This window comes from Megasphaera sp. AM44-1BH (assembly GCF_003467125.1).
In the GTDB taxonomy this organism is placed as follows: Bacteria; Bacillota; Negativicutes; order Veillonellales; family Megasphaeraceae; genus Megasphaera.
Genome location: NZ_QSFA01000010.1, coordinates 80777 through 99029 on the forward strand (window position 1 = coordinate 80777; position 18253 = coordinate 99029).

General features: G+C 51.7%; 15 protein-coding genes and 1 pseudogene. 7 read left to right on the plus strand and 9 right to left on the minus strand.

Annotation, left to right across the window (positions count from 1 at the left end; genetic code table 11):
* Positions 1-106: 106 nt before the first annotated feature.
* Entirely contained in the window at positions 107-1147 is a 1041-nt protein-coding gene (locus DW949_RS08025) for a hypothetical protein (RefSeq protein WP_118022711.1), read from the plus strand.
* Positions 1148-1175: 28 nt separating this feature from the next.
* Here DW949_RS08025 and DW949_RS08030 read toward each other — a convergent pair whose 3' ends face one another.
* The 4 genes from DW949_RS08030 to DW949_RS08045 form a co-directional block, all read right to left on the minus strand.
* Positions 1176-2432, minus strand: a complete 1257-nt coding sequence (locus DW949_RS08030) for an ATP-binding protein (protein ID WP_118022712.1) — start codon at positions 2430-2432, stop codon at positions 1176-1178.
* 230 nt (positions 2433-2662) lie between these two features.
* Positions 2663-3085 carry a SoxR reducing system RseC family protein gene (locus DW949_RS08035; RefSeq protein ID WP_118022732.1) on the minus strand — a complete coding sequence of 141 codons (423 nt, stop codon included), beginning with the start codon at positions 3083-3085 and terminating at the stop codon, positions 2663-2665.
* Between the two features lie 144 nt (positions 3086-3229).
* Positions 3230-4099 (minus strand): UTP--glucose-1-phosphate uridylyltransferase GalU, encoded by an 870-nt coding sequence (gene galU, locus DW949_RS08040; protein WP_118022713.1) that lies wholly within the window; start codon positions 4097-4099, stop codon positions 3230-3232.
* Positions 4100-4114: 15 nt separating this feature from the next.
* Positions 4115-6313, minus strand: coding sequence for an LPO_1073/Vpar_1526 family protein (locus tag DW949_RS08045; RefSeq protein WP_118022714.1), 2199 nt, complete (start codon positions 6311-6313; stop codon positions 4115-4117).
* Between the two features lie 164 nt (positions 6314-6477).
* Between DW949_RS08045 and DW949_RS08050 the strand changes: the two genes are divergently transcribed.
* On the plus strand, positions 6478-7131 hold the full coding sequence (locus DW949_RS08050; protein ID WP_118022715.1) for an HAD family hydrolase: 654 nt from the start codon (positions 6478-6480) through the stop codon (positions 7129-7131).
* A gap of 134 nt (positions 7132-7265) precedes the next feature.
* On the opposite strand, the gene DW949_RS08055 is transcribed toward DW949_RS08050, so the two are convergent.
* From DW949_RS08055 to htpG, 5 genes are all read right to left on the minus strand, one after another.
* Positions 7266-7853, minus strand: coding sequence for a hypothetical protein (locus tag DW949_RS08055; protein WP_118022716.1), 588 nt, complete (start codon positions 7851-7853; stop codon positions 7266-7268).
* 29 nt (positions 7854-7882) lie between these two features.
* Positions 7883-9055: an S-layer homology domain-containing protein gene (locus tag DW949_RS08060; protein WP_118022717.1), complete on the minus strand. Its 1173-nt coding sequence runs from the start codon at positions 9053-9055 to the stop codon at positions 7883-7885.
* 13 nt (positions 9056-9068) lie between these two features.
* Positions 9069-10100 carry an S-layer homology domain-containing protein gene (locus DW949_RS08065; RefSeq protein ID WP_118022718.1) on the minus strand — a complete coding sequence of 344 codons (1032 nt, stop codon included), beginning with the start codon at positions 10098-10100 and terminating at the stop codon, positions 9069-9071.
* Positions 10101-10193: 93 nt separating this feature from the next.
* On the minus strand, positions 10194-11174 hold the full coding sequence (locus tag DW949_RS08070) for an asparaginase (RefSeq protein WP_118022719.1): 981 nt from the start codon (positions 11172-11174) through the stop codon (positions 10194-10196).
* A 270-nt stretch (positions 11175-11444) separates the two neighbouring features.
* Complete coding sequence (gene htpG, locus DW949_RS08075; RefSeq protein ID WP_118022720.1) at positions 11445-13394, minus strand: molecular chaperone HtpG; 1950 nt, start codon at positions 13392-13394, stop codon at positions 11445-11447.
* A gap of 234 nt (positions 13395-13628) precedes the next feature.
* On the opposite strand from htpG, the gene pckA reads away from it, so the two are divergent.
* The 5 genes and pseudogenes from pckA (at position 13629) to DW949_RS08100 (ending at position 18055) form a co-directional block, all read left to right on the plus strand.
* Positions 13629-15212 (plus strand): phosphoenolpyruvate carboxykinase (ATP), encoded by a 1584-nt coding sequence (gene pckA, locus DW949_RS08080; RefSeq protein ID WP_118022721.1) that lies wholly within the window; start codon positions 13629-13631, stop codon positions 15210-15212.
* Between the two features lie 21 nt (positions 15213-15233).
* Positions 15234-15662, plus strand: coding sequence for a hypothetical protein (locus tag DW949_RS08085; RefSeq protein WP_118022722.1), 429 nt, complete (start codon positions 15234-15236; stop codon positions 15660-15662).
* A 227-nt stretch (positions 15663-15889) separates the two neighbouring features.
* On the plus strand, positions 15890-16378 hold the full coding sequence (locus DW949_RS08090) for a CBS domain-containing protein (RefSeq protein WP_118022723.1): 489 nt from the start codon (positions 15890-15892) through the stop codon (positions 16376-16378).
* Between the two features lie 1140 nt (positions 16379-17518).
* Positions 17519-17800: a type II toxin-antitoxin system RelB/DinJ family antitoxin gene (locus DW949_RS08095; RefSeq protein ID WP_118022724.1), complete on the plus strand. Its 282-nt coding sequence runs from the start codon at positions 17519-17521 to the stop codon at positions 17798-17800.
* A pseudogene (locus DW949_RS08100) lies at positions 17790-18055 on the plus strand (type II toxin-antitoxin system YafQ family toxin). The gene DW949_RS08095 and the pseudogene DW949_RS08100 overlap by 11 nt, the downstream one beginning before the upstream one ends.
* The last annotated feature ends 198 nt before the right edge of the window (positions 18056-18253 follow it).

Consider the following 18253-nt stretch of genomic DNA (forward strand, 5'->3'; position numbering starts at 1 on the left):
ACTATACATAGTTCTACAAAAAAGATACGTTTCCTTTTTTAGAAATGGTATAATAATGCTAAGTTATCATGTTTTTGTCCAGCACGCAAAGAAGGAATGTATAAGAATGTATAGGAATTCGTATAGAATACCAAAACCGGATGTATCCATACTGGCAGCTATCTTCATCCTGCTCTTCTGCCTGGAAGCGGCTGTACTCAATTATGAACACGTATACAAGGCAACGCCCGATTATTCTGTCCGCATCCTTACGGAGGCCATCCAGAACGGCGATGAGGATACGGTCACGGCTCTCGTCGATGACAAGGGCATAGCCGCCGGGCTCTTCGACGGCATGGCTTCACGGAGCGGTGGCATGGATTCGCTGCCGGTGCTGCAGCTGGCCTGGGCACCGCTGCGGGATGATTTCATCCGTGACAGCAGCCGCCTGTTCCATCTGTCCATACAAAAAGGGGAAGACGACACGGACCGCGCCGGGGCAGCCGAAAATGTACGCATCCGCCTGCAGGCACTGGGATTCCCCTTCCCGGTCACAGGCTGGCACTATGTTTCTTCCCGTTACGCTCATAAGACGGACAGCAGCCATGCCCAGATGGAGGTCACGCTGTACAATGAACGGCTCGATACGAATCTGACCTGCACCATCGAGCTGACGCGCACGGGCCGGCAGCAGTGGCGCGTGACGGGCCTTGCCGATGCGTCAGCCTTCATCAATGAAATCAATGACGCCTGGAGCCAGCGTCTGGCCGCATACAACCGCCCGATCCAGCGTCAGCTGGACGGACTCATCAAAATCCGGGACGTATCGGCCTCTCTCGTCAGCGGGTCCAATCATCAGACCTTCCTGCGCATCACCTACACGCCGGTGTTTGAAGGCAGGCCGGAAGAAATCCGGGAAATCCGCGGTGTCTATGAGCTGCAGCGCGCCGGGGACCACGCCGTGCTGTATTCGGGGACCCTGCGGCTGACGCCGGCGGCGTCGGGCAAGCCGCATACCAGCCAGTTCCTGCTCAATCCCCTCATTCCCAGCCAGTACGCCCTCATGAGCCGCGAAAACCTTAATGACACGAGGAGCCAGCTCCGCATCACCAGCATCACCCGTCAGGACGGGACGACTCTGTCCCTGGCTGAAAGGCTGCCAAACTGAAAAAAAGCTGTCATTGGACAGGTTTTTTTCAATATTCCAGACTGCCGGGCTTCATGAGAAAATCAAACAGGCTGATGGTCAATATGCCGTGCTCATCGTGGAAGGGCTTCACGATGTCCCGGACAATGATGATTTTTTTGAAGGAATCGTCCAACGCCAGCAACGAAGCCTTTTCCTGCCGGATTTTTTCTTCCGTTGGCAACTGGTATGCCGACTGTATGTAATAGCGGTTGCTGCCCAGATTGGCCACGAAGTCGATTTCTAATTGCTTCGACAGCCTTTTTCCCGTATCGTCGTCATGATACCGCTGGAAAACAGAACCGACATCGACATGATACCCCCGCATCCGGAGTTCATTATACAGGATATTTTCCATGAGATGAGTTTCTTCGACCTGACGGAAATTCAGCCGGGCATTGCGCAGGCCGACGTCTTCAAAATAATATTTCATGGGCGTCCCGATATATTTGCGGCCCTTTACATCGTATCGCTTGGCTTCATGGATAAGGAAGGCATCTTCCAGATAGGAAATGTAGCGATGCACCGTATTGACACTAATCGATGATTTCAGGCGGCTGGTAAACGTTGCCTGTATCTTCGACGGATTGGTCAGCGAACCGATGGAAGAAGCCAGTACATCCAGCAAATTTTCCATTTCCGCTTCCCGTTCAATATGATTGCGTTCTTTGATATCCTTGAGATACGTTTCCTGAAAGAGATGTTCCAGATATTGGGACTTCTGCTCATCGGTCTTCATCGTAACGGTCAGCGGCAATCCTCCATACATGACATATTCGGCCCATCCATGATACATATCTCCCGGGTAGGCCTGCATGAATTCCTGAAACGACAAGGGAAATATGTGGATTTCATCGCCACGTCCCCGCAGTTCCGTCAGGACATCTTTCGATAGAAACCGGGAATTGCTTCCCGTCACGTAGAGATCTACGTTGGGTTTATGCAGTAACGAATTCAGGACTTCTTCGAAATGATCCAGCATCTGGACTTCATCGAGGAGCACATAGTACACGCCACTATCTCCCAGACGCTGCCGGATATAGGCCATGAGTGTTTCCGGATTGCGGTATTCCCGGTTTTCCAGGGTATCAAAGGCCATGCTGATGATATGGTCGGCAGGAATTCCCTGTTTGTGCAGATATTCCTGAAACAGATTGAACAGCAAATACGATTTTCCACTCCGGCGGATGCCGGTAATGACTTTGATCAGGCCATTTCCCATGCGGTCAATCAGCCGTTGTACATAGATATTTCTTTCTATCCTCATAGGATCCTCCATTGAAAAAAAGCTGTCATAGGACAGGTTTTTTTCAATATTATAGCATAGAACCGTCCCGTTTGTGGAGCAATAGTGAAAAAAAGCTGTCACTGGACAGGTTTTTTTCACTATGCTTGACCGGAATAGCGGTTTTCTCCCTGACGATACAAAAAAAGGGACTATGGCATAATCAGATATTTCATGCCATAGTCCCTTCTCTGTTGTCTTTGTTACCTTCGTTACCTGCCCTGCACGACTTCTACGATTTTCGGGCGGGCGTTGGCATCGTTTGTGATCTTGCGGTCAAACAGTTTGACTCCTACGACTCCGATGAGGAAGCCGATGATGCCGCCGGCAATTTCCAGGTTGACTACATCCATCGCCTGGGACTGGGCCACCAGACGGCCGATGAAGACACCGGCAGCGGCCACCAGGAGCGGCATGATGAAGCAGACGAATGCGCCAATGACGATATTGACTTCCCGCATTTCGAACTTGACATGCTGCCCGACTTTCGCCCCGACAGGATTCAGCGCCTGGACGACGATGTGCTGTGCCCCATCACAGGCACCGCAGGAAATACAGTCGGAATGACGGCCGACTTTGACATCGACGAGACCATTATCATTTAACCCTACAACGGTACCTTCTTCTATTTTCATACGGACTCCTTCTTTCATGCTATTAAAAGAAATAATCATTCTTTATGATTTCATCCTAAGTATAGCATGACCCTTTCCAATAATCAATACCTTAATGGTACTCTTTTTGCATGATAGCTTTGATTTTTTGACTTTATCTGATTCTTACAGCGAAAGGCTCTTCAGATAGTCCCGGAACTGGTCGCCCAGGTCAGGACGGCGCAGGGCATATTCGACGGTAGCTTTCAGGAAGCCCAGTTTATCCCCTACGTCATAGCGCTTGCCGGAGAAACAGTAGGCATAGACCGCTTCCCGGGCTGCCATGGTCTGCAGGGCATCGGTCAGCTGGATTTCGCCGCCTTTCCCCGGTTCGGTCCGGCGCAGTACTTCAAAGACGTCAGGCGTGATGATGTAGCGGCCCAGAACGGCGGTCCGGCTCGGCGCTTCGGCAACGGACGGTTTTTCAATCATGTTGACAACGCGCATGAGACGGGGGTCATCGGTGGGTACGCCTTTGACAATGCCATAGGAGGAAACTTTTTCCTGGGGCACTTCCTGACAGCCCAGGATGGTCGTGCCCAGGGAGTTATAGATATCAATCATCTGCTGCAGAGCCGGGTTGGTTTCGTTATATACGACATCATCGCCGAGGAGGACCGCAAAGGGTTCGTCGTCGATAAAGGACTGGGCGCAGAGGATGGCATCGCCCAGGCCGCGCATGTGTTTCTGCCGGATGTAATGAATATTGATTTCAGATATACTGCGTACCATGCGCAGCAAATCTGTTTTGTGATGTTCTTCCAGATTGAGTTCGAGGGCGATATTGGTATCGAAATGGTCTTCAATGGCCCGTTTGGCATGGCCGCTGATGATCAGGATTTCTTCAATACCGCTCTGGAGAGCTTCTTCTACGATGTACTGGATTGTCGGCTTATCGACGATGGGCAGCATTTCTTTCGGCGTCGCCTTCGTTGCCGGCAGGAACCGCGTCCCGTAGCCGGCTGCGGGGATGACAGCCTTACGAATCTTTTTCATGTATTATACCACCTTTTATTCAAACCAGCGGGATAAATCAAATTCCTCGCCAATCATTTCTTTTACATAGCCCTGTGCCAGGTAGAGGCCCAGGAGGGATAATGTGGAGACGCGCAGGAGTGTGCTGTCCCAGATGTCGCCCAGATCCGCCAGGATTGGCGAAATATCTTCCATGATGTCCAGTGCTTCTTCGCCGCTGAAGTTGGCCGGGCGTTTTTTTGCAAGCCGCATGAGACGGTCCTGCATTTCCCGGTCGGTAATACCGGTGACGCGGAAGAATCGCAGGGCCATGGAATCATCGACCAGAGCCAGTTTGATGAGCGGCGAGTTGAAGGAACGCACCACATATTCTCTGGGGATGCGATGGCCTTTGAGGGCTTTCCGCAGTTCTTCTTCTGTAAATCCGCGGTACCGGAACAGGAGCGGATACGAATCGGACAGGATTTCCGGGAACCGCGTTTCCTTGGCTTCCAGAGCCGTGCAGTGGAGATAATCGAGCTGCTGGTAATAGGGCCGTTCCGTCGGGAAATGGTCCAGGAAAGGCATGACATACTTGTCGATATACTGGCAGAACGTCGTCTTATCGACGTTGTGGGAGTTGCGGGAATAGAGGAACAGCAGCAGGATGGCCAGAATCTGATAATGGCCGCGGCCCAGATAAGGCATGACCTTCAGGGCATCCATGGCGACCAGATGGCGCGTCGAGGCCACAGGGCAGCGGACGATATCTTCAAAGGCGCGCAGAGCCATAGTAGCTACGTAGTCTTCCGGCTGGGCCGCATAGGTCTTCTGTACGTTCTGGAGAGCTTCCTGTACCAGAAGGGGTGCGACAGCCCGTTCCCGTTCGTCGTCAGTCCGGCAGCCCAGACGGTTGAAGGCGGCAGCGGTGATGTTTTTGACGTGCTGCTGGAAGGCGTCGCCGGCAATGCCGTACTGACCCAGGAAGTGATAGGCGCAGTCCCGCACGACCGTCGAATTGGCGGCAGCATCTTTGGCCCAGATGGATTCCTGTCCCTGTTTTGTCGAGGACGTGCCGGGCTGCAAGTCATTGCCCCAGGGGCTCTTGTTGCGGCCGCGGCTGTTTTCCTGCCGTGTATGGGCCGAAGCCGGAGCAACGGCCGGAGCCGTCCGGCCTTCCGTGTCTTTTGCCGCCGTATCGACCTGCAGCGGCTGCATGCGCCGCGTTTCATCGCCGAGGGTGCCGGGGGCCGTATCGTGCTTCTGCGTTTTGATGGGTTTCATGATCTGCGTTTTATCCGACAGGGCACTGCCTTCTCCTTCATCAGCCGGAGCCGTATGAACGGCCGCGGCGCCTTTGCGGACAGCCGCAGCCGTCCGGACCACCGTAGTCTGGTCCGTCGCAGGGGCAGCAGCAGCTGTTGCAGCTGTTGCTGCCGCCGCTGCTGTTCCGGAAGCAGCCGCCGCGGCAGCCGTTACGGCAGCGGCCGGGATGACCGTCGTCGCATCGGCATCGCCTGCCGGGGCGTTTTTGCCGGCCGGCTGGTCTTTTTCTGCCAGGTCTTTCGACACGACAGCCGCCATCTGGGCCAGGGTCGTATCTTCCGGTTCTTCATCGCTGACCAGGCGCGCGTGCTGTGCCGCAGCCGCCGCCCGGCGCTTGCGGGTCGCTTCTTCCCTCTGGCGTATCATTTCTTTTTCTGCGGCTTTGCGCTGCGCTTCTTCCTGCGTAGCTTCACGGGCCGCTTCTTCTTCTCTCTTTTTCTTGGCTTCTTCGGTTTCTGCCTTGTAGGCCGCCGCTTCTTCCTTATCTACCTTATCCATGGCTTCGATGATTTCATCGCGGGACAGGACCCGTGTGGCATCGAAGTTTTCCTTCTTCTTGCGGTTTTTCTGCGGAGCTTCTTCATAGACAATCTGCCCATTGCGCCGTACCGCTTCTCCTTTTGTCGTGACAAACGCCGTTTCATCGGGATTTTCTGCGCGTTCCCTGACCGTCACTGTAGAAATCCGTGATACCGGGGCCGTCTGCGAATGGCTCGTCCGCCGTTTCGCTTCCCGTTCATCATTGAGCGCTTCGATCTGTGCCCAGGCTGCTTTTTCTTCTGCCCGCTTCTGAGCCAGACTCTGCTGCTCTGCCTTTTCCTGTTTCTGATGATTTTTTTCCGCTTTGTTCCCGGAAAAGAGAATCATGCAAATAATGAAAAAGATTACCCCAATCCCTGCCACAATAATGTACGGCAAATAACTAGACATCTCATCCTCTCCCTCTGTGACTGAAAAAATAATTCTAGCTCCTATTCTATCATAGATAGAATTTAACTTCCAGTTTTACCTGAAAAGAGCAGAAAGAAATAGAATATGGTATAATATGGGTCGAACTTACTTAAAGGAGGCTTTGCGCCATTACGGCGGTATATATGAAACAGTATAAAGCAATCATTTTTGATATGGACGGCACCGTCCTCGATACACTGGATGAACTGACGACTTCCCTGGCCCATGTCTATGAGGCCCATCATCTGCCTGTCCGGACACGGCAGGAAGTCCGCGCCGCACTGGGATACGGCTACACCGGGCTCATCAGGCGGACGGCGCCGGATCTGGACCCGGCTCAGCAGCAGGCACTGGCAGAGGAATTCAAAAACTGGTACAGCAGCCACTGCCAGGGCCATACTCATCCCTATGACGGCATCGTTCCCCTGCTGTCGGCCCTTCAGGCCGGAGGCCGCAAGACGGCTATCGTGTCCAACAAAGGGCAGGGTGCTGTCAGTGAGCTCCACGATGAATTCTTCTCCCATCTCGTATCCTTTTCTATGGGCGAATCGCCAAAGTACCAGAAAAAGCCGGAACCCGATATGGTATGGGAAGCGCTGAAACGGCTGGGCTGTGCCAAAGAAGATGCCGTCTACATCGGCGATTCGGAAGTAGACAGCATGACGGCCCGCAATGCCGGTCTCGACGTCATTCTCGTGACCTGGGGATTCCGCGACAAAGACGAGCTGGAACGGCTCCATCCCGATTATCTCGTCCAGAACCCCGATGAACTGGCCCGCCTGCTCCTGGGGCAGTAAGCCGGGACCTTTTTCCTATCGGATTCATCGTCTTCTCTTTTGGGAAGCCAAAAACAGGTACATACAGACTGCAATGTGACCAGCCTGTATGTACCTGTTTTATTGTATTTAAGGAAAATGACGCCTGCTTACGGCTATACTTTTTGATTTTTACCGTCCTTGAAGACGTAATAACCTAAATCGCGGTAACCGAACCAGTTGGCCTTGTCGTCCCAGAAGAAGCGATAGATATGGTTTTGAACACCGTCACCGAATACAAAGAACGAAAGTTCCAGTTCGTTGTCTTTATTGACAATCAGGTTCGCATGGGGTTTGTCATACCCGGCATAATAGTTTTTTGAATTGATGTATTCCTGCCAGGTCCGTTTGACCGGGTCATAGCCAAAAGCCGTAGCGTGCCTGGACTGGGAAAACAGGTAAAAAATCCGCCCGCTGTCTTCGTCCCGGACCCGTTCCATGTGATGGATTTCATCCTCTGTCAGGAGGTCCGTGATATACACGAGTTTTTTATTCTGCTTTACCGTCATGCGGGTATAGCCATAATCGCCCGCTTTGAGGTGGATTTCCGTAGGTATTCCGTTATCGACGGATACGATTTTATAATTTTTGGCAGAATGTTGTTTATCAAAATGAACATCGTCGAGGACAACGAATTTGGCAAAGGCCAGGTTGCATACCATAAAGGTCATGGTGCAGGCTGCAATAGCAAGTTTTTTGAGCATCTTCAACTGACTTCACGTCTCCCTTCTCGTTAATTCATGGCATCGCGGATAACTGCATCGACGGCGGCATTGGTCGCTTTATCGTAGAGCGGCGAATGGGACAGGTCCTTTTCCGTATCCGCATCGGCTTTTTTCGTATCGCCCGCCGTGCCTGCCGGCTGGGGACGCATGGCCGCCGTACGCACGTCATGGATCCGCACGACGCCTTTGCCTACTCGTTCATCCAGTTTCTGTATGGTCGTATCGGCCAGGGGCCGGCGTACGATGACATCGATTTTTTCATTCTTATAGTCCGGTACGGAACCGACGTAGTTCTGCACGCCTTCTTCGGAGACGATGCAGTTGATGGCTCTCGTCATGAGCTGGTCGTAATCGACACGGGCAAAGCGGACGTGACGCAGTTCCAGTACGTCATTGCGGGTCACATCTTTTTTCAGGCGCTGCTTCAGGAACATGCGCGGCGAGCCCCTGAACCCGAGAACCAGTTTATCTCCGTCCCAGTACAGGGTCCCCTGCTGGAAAAAGGCCGGCATACTGCCGTATTCGGCATTGAGGGCCCGGATGACCTGGCTTTCCACATCGACGTGGGATACGTAGTCGGCGCCGGAATGCATCATGTGATACATCGTTTCGGCAGCGGCCGCACGAGTCATGCCTTCCTGGGGATGGAACAGATGATCTTCTGTCGTCATGAGGTCTTTTTTCTGCAGATATTCCACAGCTGTGCGGTTTTCCGGAGAAACGGCCGTAATGTCGCCGTAGGGCTGTACCTGATTTTCAATATCTTCCAGACCGCAGTATTTCAGATAACGGTAGAGAACGGCGGCAAATTCTTCCCGTGTCACCGGTTCATCGGGACGGAAGGATCCGTCTTCATAGCCTTTGAGTATGCCCTGAGCTGCTACGGCTGCCATGGCATCATTGGCCTTCGGTGTCGGCGCATCGCTGAAAACGAGCGGAGCTTCCGGCAATTTCAGAGCGACGCTGTATATGAGCTGTGCCAGGTCTCCCCGCGTCAGGATCTGCTGGGGAGCAAAGGTCTTTCCTGCGGCAAAATCCAGGCACTGGTTATCGTAGAGATAATCGATGGCGGCACGGCTCTTGAGGCTTCCCAAGTCTGTATACGGCGCTTCTGCCAGAGCCGTCACACCGGAAAACAGGCTGAAGGCAGCGAGCAGGACTGCCAGTTTCTTCTGTTTCATCATATCCCTCCTGCTACTGAATGATGATACGCAGTACACCGCCGATTTCCTTATTCAGTGCTGTCTGTGTGTCTTTGGAAATGGAGTTTACGGTGAGCAATACCTTTTCATTGAGATAATCGACATCGGTCTTGACAAAGGAGCCGGTCGGTTCGTTGGCGCGGTATACTTTTTCGGCCCGGGCCATGATATTCTTATAGTCATTATAGCTGTAGGTCGAACGCTGTACGATGACGGTGCCGCCTTCGATCTGGGAATCTTCGGCCAGAGCCTGTTCCAGCTTGTCCCGGTTGGCCTGAGTCTTGACACCTACGTGGAGTTTATTGCCCTGCCAGTACATGATGCCGTCTTTGGCAAAGTTCTTGATGGAGCCGTAGACGTCGGTGACGTCTTTGAATACCTGTGTTTCCAGGGTATTCTGTTTGGCTGAGCTGCCCTTGCCGTTGGTGAGGATGCGGTAGAGGACGTTGACGGCTTCACCGCGGGTAATTTCCGCTTTCGGCTGGAACGTATTGTTGGCCCCTTTCATGTAGCCTGCCGCAGCCAGGGTATCGACGGCTTTGCGCGCCCAGGGAGCGATGGCATTTTCATCGTCGTAGGGGACGGCCGTATCCTGGACGGTAATGCCTTTATAACTCATATAATTATAGGCGATGACGGCAAATTCTTCCCGCGTGATGTTCTGCGTCGGGCGGAAGGTATTGTCGCTGTAGCCGTTCATGATTTGTTTATCGACGAGGGAATCGATGGCCCGCTGGGACCAGCGGCCCTGGATATCTTTGAAGCTGGTCTTGGGAACGGCCGGGCTTTCATTGAGCATGTTGTTGATGATGGAGGCAATGCCTTCGCGGGTAATGGGGTCATCGGGATGGAAATATCCATTGGCACCACTGACATAGTGGTTATCGTAGAAATATTCTACGGCCTGTTTCCCCCAGTAGTTATCGATATCGCGCAGGCCGCTCGTCGTACCGGCAGCCAGGACACTGCTTCCGATGGCAGCAGCTACGGCTGCCGTTATGAGAATCTTTGTATATTTTTTCATGTTCGTCTCTCCTATCCATGTAGTATGTACAGGTAGCAATCTCACTATCTGTATTATTGTATCATATGCCATTCTATGTCACAAGCCAGCCGGTCAATACTCGCCGAACCAGCGCTGGATTTGTTCCTCATCACTCGTTTCCTGCAATGCCAGCTGCAGTAGCAGCCGCGCTTTCTGCGGTGATAAGTTATCTGCCCCTATCATATGAGGCCACAGGGGGACGGGACTGACGATACCGCCGGAGGCTCTCGTCGCCCGGACGAAGACCAGCCCTTTGAGCTGTGCTTCTTTGATGTCTGGCAGGAGATATTTCGGCAGATTGCCGTGGCCCATGCCGGCCAGAACGATGCCCTGTATGCCCCGTTCCATCGCCGTTTCGATGATAGCACCGGTCATGCCGATATGGCAGTACAGAATCCAGACAGGCGGCAGGTTGTCTTCTGACGGGCAGGTCCAGCGGGAGTCATACGTATGGCGGCGCAGTGGCTTCTGGTAGAAGACGGGCACTCCGTCCTGCATAAATCCCAGAGCCCCCAACTGGCCGTCTGTAAAGGTATGGACATGGGTCGTATCGGTCTTTTCCACGAACCGGGCCGAACAGATGGTACTGTTCATGACCTGCAGGACGCCGTACTCCCCGGCTCGGGGAGTCGCCGCCAGCCGCACCGCTTCCAACAGGTTCATGGGACCGTCGGCACTGATGGCCGTAGCCGGACGCATGGCCCCGACGAGGACGACGGGCTTATGGGTGTGGACCGTGAGATGGAGAAAATAAGCCGTTTCATCCATCGTGTCCGTGCCATGGGTGATGACGATGCCGTCTACGTCATCCCGGTCTGCCACATCCTGAACGTGGCGCGCCAACTGCAGCAGCAATTCTTCGGTCATACTGGAGCTGTCGATATTGCAGAACTGTTCCCCCCGTATGGACGCATAGTCCGTCATCTGCGGTACCGACTGGATAAGATCGTCAATAGAAACTTCTCCGGCCTGATAGCCGATGAGTTCAGACTGGGATGCGGCCCGGCCGGCAATGGTTCCGCCGCATCCGATAATATATACAGCAGGTAGCATAGTGATTTCCCCCCGTCATAAAATGATACAGAATTACTTCATTCATTATACCATATTCGCCATAGTCTTCCTATTTTTACTTTAAAGCGAGGATATACTATATAGAGAAATATATGACGGACTTTATGCTGAAAAATCCGTTATATCAACAAAAACGGAGAGGCCGCCTCACAAAGCACCGGGTGCTCTGTGGGACAGTCTCTCCGTTCCTTTTAATTCTATGATATTTCTATTGTCGTTCTACGCGCCTCCCGGCGTTTTACAGGCTTTTTATTTGGCCATCATCTGGGCGACTTTATTGGCAAAGGCCGCCGGGTCATCGGGCAGGATACCTTCCAGGAGCAGGGCCTGATCGTAGAGGAGTTTGCAGTAATCCTTGAAATCCTGGGAATCTTTGCCAGCAGCATGGAGCGTCTGGAGACGGCCAAAGAGGTCGTGGTTCGGGTTGATTTCCAGAATGCGGCGGGCTTTGAGCATGGGGTTATTGGCGGCGGCAAAGGCCTGTTCCATGGCGATGGACGGGCCGGCTGCGTCGGCGACGAGGCAGACAGCGCCGGATTTCAGGCGGTTCGACAGACGGACGTCGGCCACTTTGTCACCAATGACATCTTTGATATCCTTGAGCAGGTCTTCGTTGCTCTTGGCCAGGTCTTCGGCCTTCTTCTTTTCTTCCTTGTATTCGTCATCGTCGAGGTCGAGATCGCCCTGGCTGATGGAATGGAATTTCTTGCCGTCGTATTCACCGATGGCCTGTACGGCGAATTCATCGACCGGGTCGAGCATATAGAGGACTTCCAGATCGCGGTCGCGGAGCAGTTCCATCTGCGGCATGGCATCGATGGCAGCCTTATCCTTGCCGGTAGCAAAGTAAATCTTCTGCTGGCCGTCTTTCATGCGGCCCACGTATTCTTTCAGCGTGCAGAGCTTGCCGTCTTTGGAGCTCATGAACAGCAGCAGGTCTTTCAGTTTATCGACGTTGTTTTCACCGGTCATCATACCGCTGTATACGCCGATTTTCAGGGACTTGCCGTATTCAGCCCAGAACTTTTCGTATTTGGCCCGGTCTTTTTCCAGGGTGCGGGTCAGCGTCTTGAGGATGTTCTTTTCCAGATTGCGGCCGATGAGTTTCAGTTCCCGGCTCTGCTGGAGCAGTTCACGGGAAATATTGAGGGACAGGTCCGGCGAATCGACGAGGCCTTTGACGAAGCGCAGGTAATCGGGCAGGAGGTCCTTGCATTTATCCATGATGAAGACGTGGCGGCTGTACAGCTGCAGGCCCGCTTCATAGTCCGTATAATACAGATTGAAAGGAGCGCTGCCGGGGATGAACAGCAGTGCCGTATATTCGACGGCCCCTTCGGCTTTGGTATGGAAGATTTCCATGGGGTCTTCCCATTCGTAGAACTGGTGCTTGAAGAAATCCTTGTATTCTTCCGGCTTAATGTCCGATTTATTCCGCGTCCACAGGGGCTGCATGGAATTGAGGGTCCGCGTTTCGACTTTTTCTTCTTCCGGCGCATCTTCGATGGTCTTGCCATCAGCGTCTTTCGGCTTTTCCTTGGTCACATAATCCATGGTGATGGGATAACGGATGTAATCGGAATATTTCTTTACCAGGCCGGAAATAGTCATCTGGTCGGTGTAATTTTCTTCGCTCTTGTCACCGTAAAAATCTTTACCCAGGTGGAGAATGATGGTCGTGCCGTGTTTCGGTTTTTCACATTCTTCCAGGCTGTATGTGCCGTCGCCGGACGATTCCCATTTGTATGCCTGTTTTTCTCCGGCTTTGCGGGTGACGACGGTCACCGTATCGGCTACCATGAAGGCCGAATAGAAACCGACGCCGAACTGGCCGATGAGGTCTTTGTCCGTCGAGTCGCTGTCCTGGGCTTCCTTCAATTTTTCCAGGAAAGCTTTCGTACCCGATTTGGCAATGGTCCCCAGATTCTGCACCAGGTCTTCTTTATTCATGCCCAGGCCATTATCGGAAATGGTCAGCGTATGGGCATCGGCATCGGGTGTCAGATGGATTTCAAAAGCTGTATCCCCTTCGAGGATATCGCGGTTGGTCAGCGATTCGTAGTGGAGCTTATCGATTGCATCGGATGCATTGGATATGAGTTCACGGAGGAAAATTTCATGATTGGTATAGATAGAATGAACCATCAGGTCCAGTAATTGTTTCGTTTCCGCTTGGAATTCAAACGTTTCTTTCGCCATAGTTATATACTCCTTTACAGAAGCTCCCGGCTTCTTTAGTTTTTTATTAGCACTCTTTTTGTAGGAGTGCTAATTCTCTTTCTTTATAATACATCAAAAAGTCAAAGTGTCAAGAGGAGAAATAGACCATTGAACGGTTTACAAATTCCGTTTATAATAAGATTGTACACTTTACGGCATACTTGTATTTCATTTTACTCATTTATTACCTATTATACATTGGGGGGATTTTGTATGGAAACATTTGGACTGGAACGTACGGGTATCATTAATCCGTCTGCCGTATACCGCAATCTGAGCCCGGCATGCCTCACGGAAGCGGCACTGCGCCGCGGCGAAGGCGTGCTCAGCGATACAGGGGCACTGGTCGTAAAAACGGGAAAATTCACAGGCCGGGCGCCAAAGGATAAATTCATCGTCGATACGCCGGGGATCCACGACCTCATCGCCTGGGGCAGCGTCAACCGCCCGATCACAAAGGACAAGTTCCGCGCCCTGAAAGACAAGATGACGGCCTATCTGCAGAACCGCGAAGTCTTTATTTTTGACGGCTTTGCCGGCGCTGACAAGAAGTGCCGCAAGAAGTTCCGCGTCGTGACGGAACTGGCCAGTGAAAACCTGTTCATCCGCAATCTGCTCATCCGGCCAAGCCAGGAAGAGCTGCTGCAGTACGGCGACCCGGATTTCACCATCATCGTCACACCGGGCTTTAAATGCAACCCTACGGCGGACGGCGTCCATTCGGAAGCGGCCATCCTCGTCGATTACGAAACGCGGTGCATACTCATTGCCGGCACGCAGTATGCCGGGGAAATCAAAAAGAGCGTCTTTTCGGTCATGAATTTCCTCCTGCCCCGTGAAGGCGTCCTGCCCATGCACTGTTCGGCCAACATGGATCCCATCACCAAGGAAACGGCTATTTTCTTCGGCCTTTCCGGCACAGGCAAGACGACTCTGTCGGCCGATCCGGACCGCAAACTCATCGGCGATGACGAACACGGCTGGTCCGACCGGGGCATTTTCAACTTCGAAGGCGGCTGCTACGCCAAGTGCATAGACCTCGACCCCGACAAGGAACCGGATATTTATCAGGCCATCCGTTCGGGCACGCTGGTAGAAAATGTCATCCTCGACCCGGACACGCGCAAGCCCAATTATTTTGACCATAAAATCACGGAAAACACCCGGGCCGGCTATCCCATCGAGTATATTCCCAATGCGGCCATCCCCGGTATCGGCGGCATCCCGACGGTGGTCATCTTCCTCACGGCAGACAGCTTCGGCGTCCTGCCACCCATTTCCCGGCTGAGCAAGGAAGCCGCCATGTACCACTTCGTCACGGGCTTTACATCCAAGGTCGCCGGCACCGAACAGGGCATCACCGAGCCGGTACCGACATTCTCGACGCTCTTCGGCGAACCGTTCATGCCGCTGGATCCGGATATTTACGCCCGCATGCTCGGCGAACGGATTGAACATCACAACACGAGCGTCTACCTGGTCAACACAGGCTGGACGGGCGGCCCCTACGGCATCGGCAGCCGCATGGAACTGAAATACACGCGGGCCATGATCACGGCAGCCCTGAACGGTACACTGAAAAAAGCGAACTTCGTCCACGATACGCGGTTCAATGTCGATATCCCCCAGTCCTGCCCGGGTGTCCCGCCACAGATCCTCAATCCCCGCGATACCTGGTCAAGTCCCGACGCCTATGATACAATGGCAAAGAAAGTGGCAAAGATGTTTTTCGACAATTTCCACGAAAAATATCCTCATATGCCGGCAGATATCATCAATGCCGGACCACAGCCATAAGTACTCCCCAAGGAGGTCTCTATGAAAAAACAACTCATTGCAGCCGTTACCGTCGCATCCCTGCTGGGCTTTGCCGGCGGCAGCGCCGTCCAGGCGTTTAATCTCGGCTCTATCCTGAAAGTCGGCGGTATTTCCGTCCTCGTGTCCAAGTACGGCGATGAAATCAACACGTTCCTGAATAAACTGCTCATGAAAAACGGCGTCGGCACCGACTATGCCACCAAAGTCGTTCCCATCCTGAGCGGCGGCACGGGAAAATACATCGGTGCCGTCCAGGTCGTCGGACCGTCCGGCCAGGTAGATAAAGTCAAGGCCGTAGCCCAGATTGAAGGCGAATTCAACAACATTGCCCGTGCCAAGGCACTCATCCCGGTGGCGACAACGGATGTGACCAACCTGAGCCGCGTGCAGGGTGTCGGCGTTTCGGCCATCATCGACTTCAAATTCTGACAGGTAGAACTCCTTTCAGCAAACCATGTATCGGTATTGAGTCTCATGACAATTTCATATAAAAGAGCAGCCCTTGTCAACCGGCCCGTCCATGGCCTGACGAGGGCTGTTGCTATGAGCAAAAGGGATTTCCCTCCAGCGTACCGGTCTTTTCCTGCCATGCCAGCATAAACGTGCTATAATAAATATAGACAAAGGGAGACGACATAACAAAGGAGTTGATCACCATGACAAAAACAGCAGCAGATATCATGGAAAAAAATGTCATTACGGCCAAAAAAGATACGACGATTTTTGATCTCGTCGATATGTTCGTCGAACACAACATAACGGCTATCCCCGTCGTAGACGATGACAACGCCGTCATCGGCATTGTCACCGATGCTGACCTCCTGTATAAAGAAGTCAAGCCCCACGTTCCGCAATACGTCAACCTCCTGGGAGCCAACATATACTATGGCAACCTCAAAAAGTACGAACAGGGATTCAAAAAACTCTTTGCCTGTACAGCCGGACAGCTCATGACCCAGAAAGTCGTCATGGCCGGACCGGATGCATCCATGGAAGACCTGGCCAGCGTCATGGTCGCCGAACACCTGAAAGCCATCCCTATCGTCAAAGACAAGAAACTCCTGGGCATGGTCGAACGGAAATGCATTTTGAAACAACTCTATACAGAATACGGAGAAGACGATCCAAAACAGCAGACCACCTGACAGGGTACGTCCCACCGCTTGAGACAGAGGCCGTCCCACGAAGCAACCGCTTCGAGGGGCGGCCTCTTGTGTGCTATGGCGGACAAGTGAAAAATGCCGGTTTGAAGCACCGTGTAGCATGGCGTCCCTATGAAGGGCCTTTTCGGCCCGCAAGGTGCTGACTGAAAGGAAGCGCAAGGCGGCCGCCGAAACGGACAGCAGAGATGAAGCTGTCAGCTCTGCTGACTGAAGGTTCCTTACATCATCCGAGTTCCAGTATCTGAGTCCGAGGATGTAGCACGTCGAACCGGCTGCATCACCATATGCGGAAAGCGGACTCATGATGGAACTCTGGATTTGAGTAAGAACCCTTCCGCCCTACCGGGCACCTTCCCTTCACAGGGACGGCAAAGATACCCTGTCCGTCGAACCGGCTTCGTCAAACTTCAAACTCTAAACTTCAAACTCCAAACTATCTTTTCCCGCCCTTCCCTCGCGCGGGCCAGTTCCTGTGACCGTGTTTGAGCGGGGGAGTCTCAAGCTCCCCGCTCTTCCCGGTCGGGACTGGCTGCCAGTTTTGAGGGGGCCAGGTGTCCACATTATATATATACCAATGTGGCCCCCTGTTTTGGACCCCTGTCATGACAGCATTTTCTAAAACTTCATATGTTGTAATTCTACTCCTACACGCTAAATTTAAATCAATTTGTATTATCTAATTTCAATATCCATACTCAAAAATGCAAAAAAATTTAGCACATCGTCATAACGAGCCGCCGCCACTCTCATGCCATGTGTGTCTCCAAATAATTCTGATACCATCATTCTGCCCTATGATGGTATCAGAATTTTTTTCTTTTTAGTATTTTTTGTTTCAATTATGTAATTACATAACATAATTATAACACGTAAAATGGAATATGTCAAAACAAGCAGTTAGTAATTCTTACTCTGCATCTCCTACAATTTTCATAGATACCTGTTCCAGATTTCCCGGTTCAATGGACGGCAGTCATGGGAAAAAGTACTGCAAAGATTGATAACATCCCTAAATCCCGATAAATTGTGTAGTAAATGTAAAGCATTATCATGCATTATGTTGCATTTTTCTTTTTTATGAATTATAATTGAATTGATAAGCGAAGAAAGAGGTGAGTTGTAATGGCTACTGCTAACATCAATGTCCGAGTAGACGAAAATCTAAAAAAAGAGGCCGAAGGATTGTTTAATGACCTAGGATTGAATATGTCTTCAGCCATCACCATGTTCTTAAAAAGTGCCGTCCGGTACGATGGAATTCCCTTTGACGTCCGTCGTAATTCATTCAATGCAGAAACCCGCAACGCTCTGGCTGAATATGATGAAATGAAAACACATCCAGAAAACTATAAACGGTATCATAGCTTCTCAGACTTAGTAAAGGATGTAGATAATGAAGCTTGATATTATTGCCTCCAACAGATTCAAAAAAGATTTAAAAGTCGCTAGAAAACGAGGTCTGAATCTGAAAAATTTAGAAACTGTTGTAGAAGCATTGGCAAACCAGATTTCTCTTGATGCCAAATACCGTGATCATGCACTTACGGAAAATTTCGTGAATGTCATATTGAACCTGACTGGATTCTGATATACCGGCAGGATTTTAACGCGTTAGAACTATTTCTTTTTCGCACAGGGTCTCATTCTGATCTATTTTAATATTTATAATTTGTTGTTCTGCTCTATACTCATCGGCTTATGGTCATCATATAATAGCCTCACTTTGAATGAAAAAAATATAGCACATATCATTTCCAAATTAAAACTGCTCACAAAGCCCATTACATCAGGCCTTGCGAGCAGTTTTTTCTGGTATTAGTCCAGATTTTGTGGTGTGGTCACCCCTAGTCCAATTTT

What these genes read in the sequence shown, in the direction of transcription:
- DW949_RS08070 (WP_118022719.1), bottom strand. Translation starts at nt 11,174, where the DNA reads ATGCTACCTGCTGTATATATTATCGGATGCGGCGGAACCATTGCCGGC.
- pckA (WP_118022721.1), top strand. Translation starts at nt 13,629, where the DNA reads ATGGAAACATTTGGACTGGAACGTACGGGTATCATTAATCCGTCTGCC.
- DW949_RS08090 (WP_118022723.1), top strand. Translation starts at nt 15,890, where the DNA reads ATGACAAAAACAGCAGCAGATATCATGGAAAAAAATGTCATTACGGCC.
- DW949_RS08085 (WP_118022722.1), top strand. Translation starts at nt 15,234, where the DNA reads ATGAAAAAACAACTCATTGCAGCCGTTACCGTCGCATCCCTGCTGGGC.
- DW949_RS08055 (WP_118022716.1), bottom strand. Translation starts at nt 7,853, where the DNA reads ATGCTCAAAAAACTTGCTATTGCAGCCTGCACCATGACCTTTATGGTA.
- DW949_RS08045 (WP_118022714.1), bottom strand. Translation starts at nt 6,313, where the DNA reads ATGTCTAGTTATTTGCCGTACATTATTGTGGCAGGGATTGGGGTAATC.
- DW949_RS08095 (WP_118022724.1), top strand. Translation starts at nt 17,519, where the DNA reads ATGGCTACTGCTAACATCAATGTCCGAGTAGACGAAAATCTAAAAAAA.
- DW949_RS08035 (WP_118022732.1), bottom strand. Translation starts at nt 3,085, where the DNA reads ATGAAAATAGAAGAAGGTACCGTTGTAGGGTTAAATGATAATGGTCTC.
- DW949_RS08050 (WP_118022715.1), top strand. Translation starts at nt 6,478, where the DNA reads ATGAAACAGTATAAAGCAATCATTTTTGATATGGACGGCACCGTCCTC.
- htpG (WP_118022720.1), bottom strand. Translation starts at nt 13,394, where the DNA reads ATGGCGAAAGAAACGTTTGAATTCCAAGCGGAAACGAAACAATTACTG.
- DW949_RS08065 (WP_118022718.1), bottom strand. Translation starts at nt 10,100, where the DNA reads ATGAAAAAATATACAAAGATTCTCATAACGGCAGCCGTAGCTGCTGCC.
- galU (WP_118022713.1), bottom strand. Translation starts at nt 4,099, where the DNA reads ATGAAAAAGATTCGTAAGGCTGTCATCCCCGCAGCCGGCTACGGGACG.
- DW949_RS08025 (WP_118022711.1), top strand. Translation starts at nt 107, where the DNA reads ATGTATAGGAATTCGTATAGAATACCAAAACCGGATGTATCCATACTG.
- DW949_RS08030 (WP_118022712.1), bottom strand. Translation starts at nt 2,432, where the DNA reads ATGAGGATAGAAAGAAATATCTATGTACAACGGCTGATTGACCGCATG.
- DW949_RS08060 (WP_118022717.1), bottom strand. Translation starts at nt 9,055, where the DNA reads ATGAAACAGAAGAAACTGGCAGTCCTGCTCGCTGCCTTCAGCCTGTTT.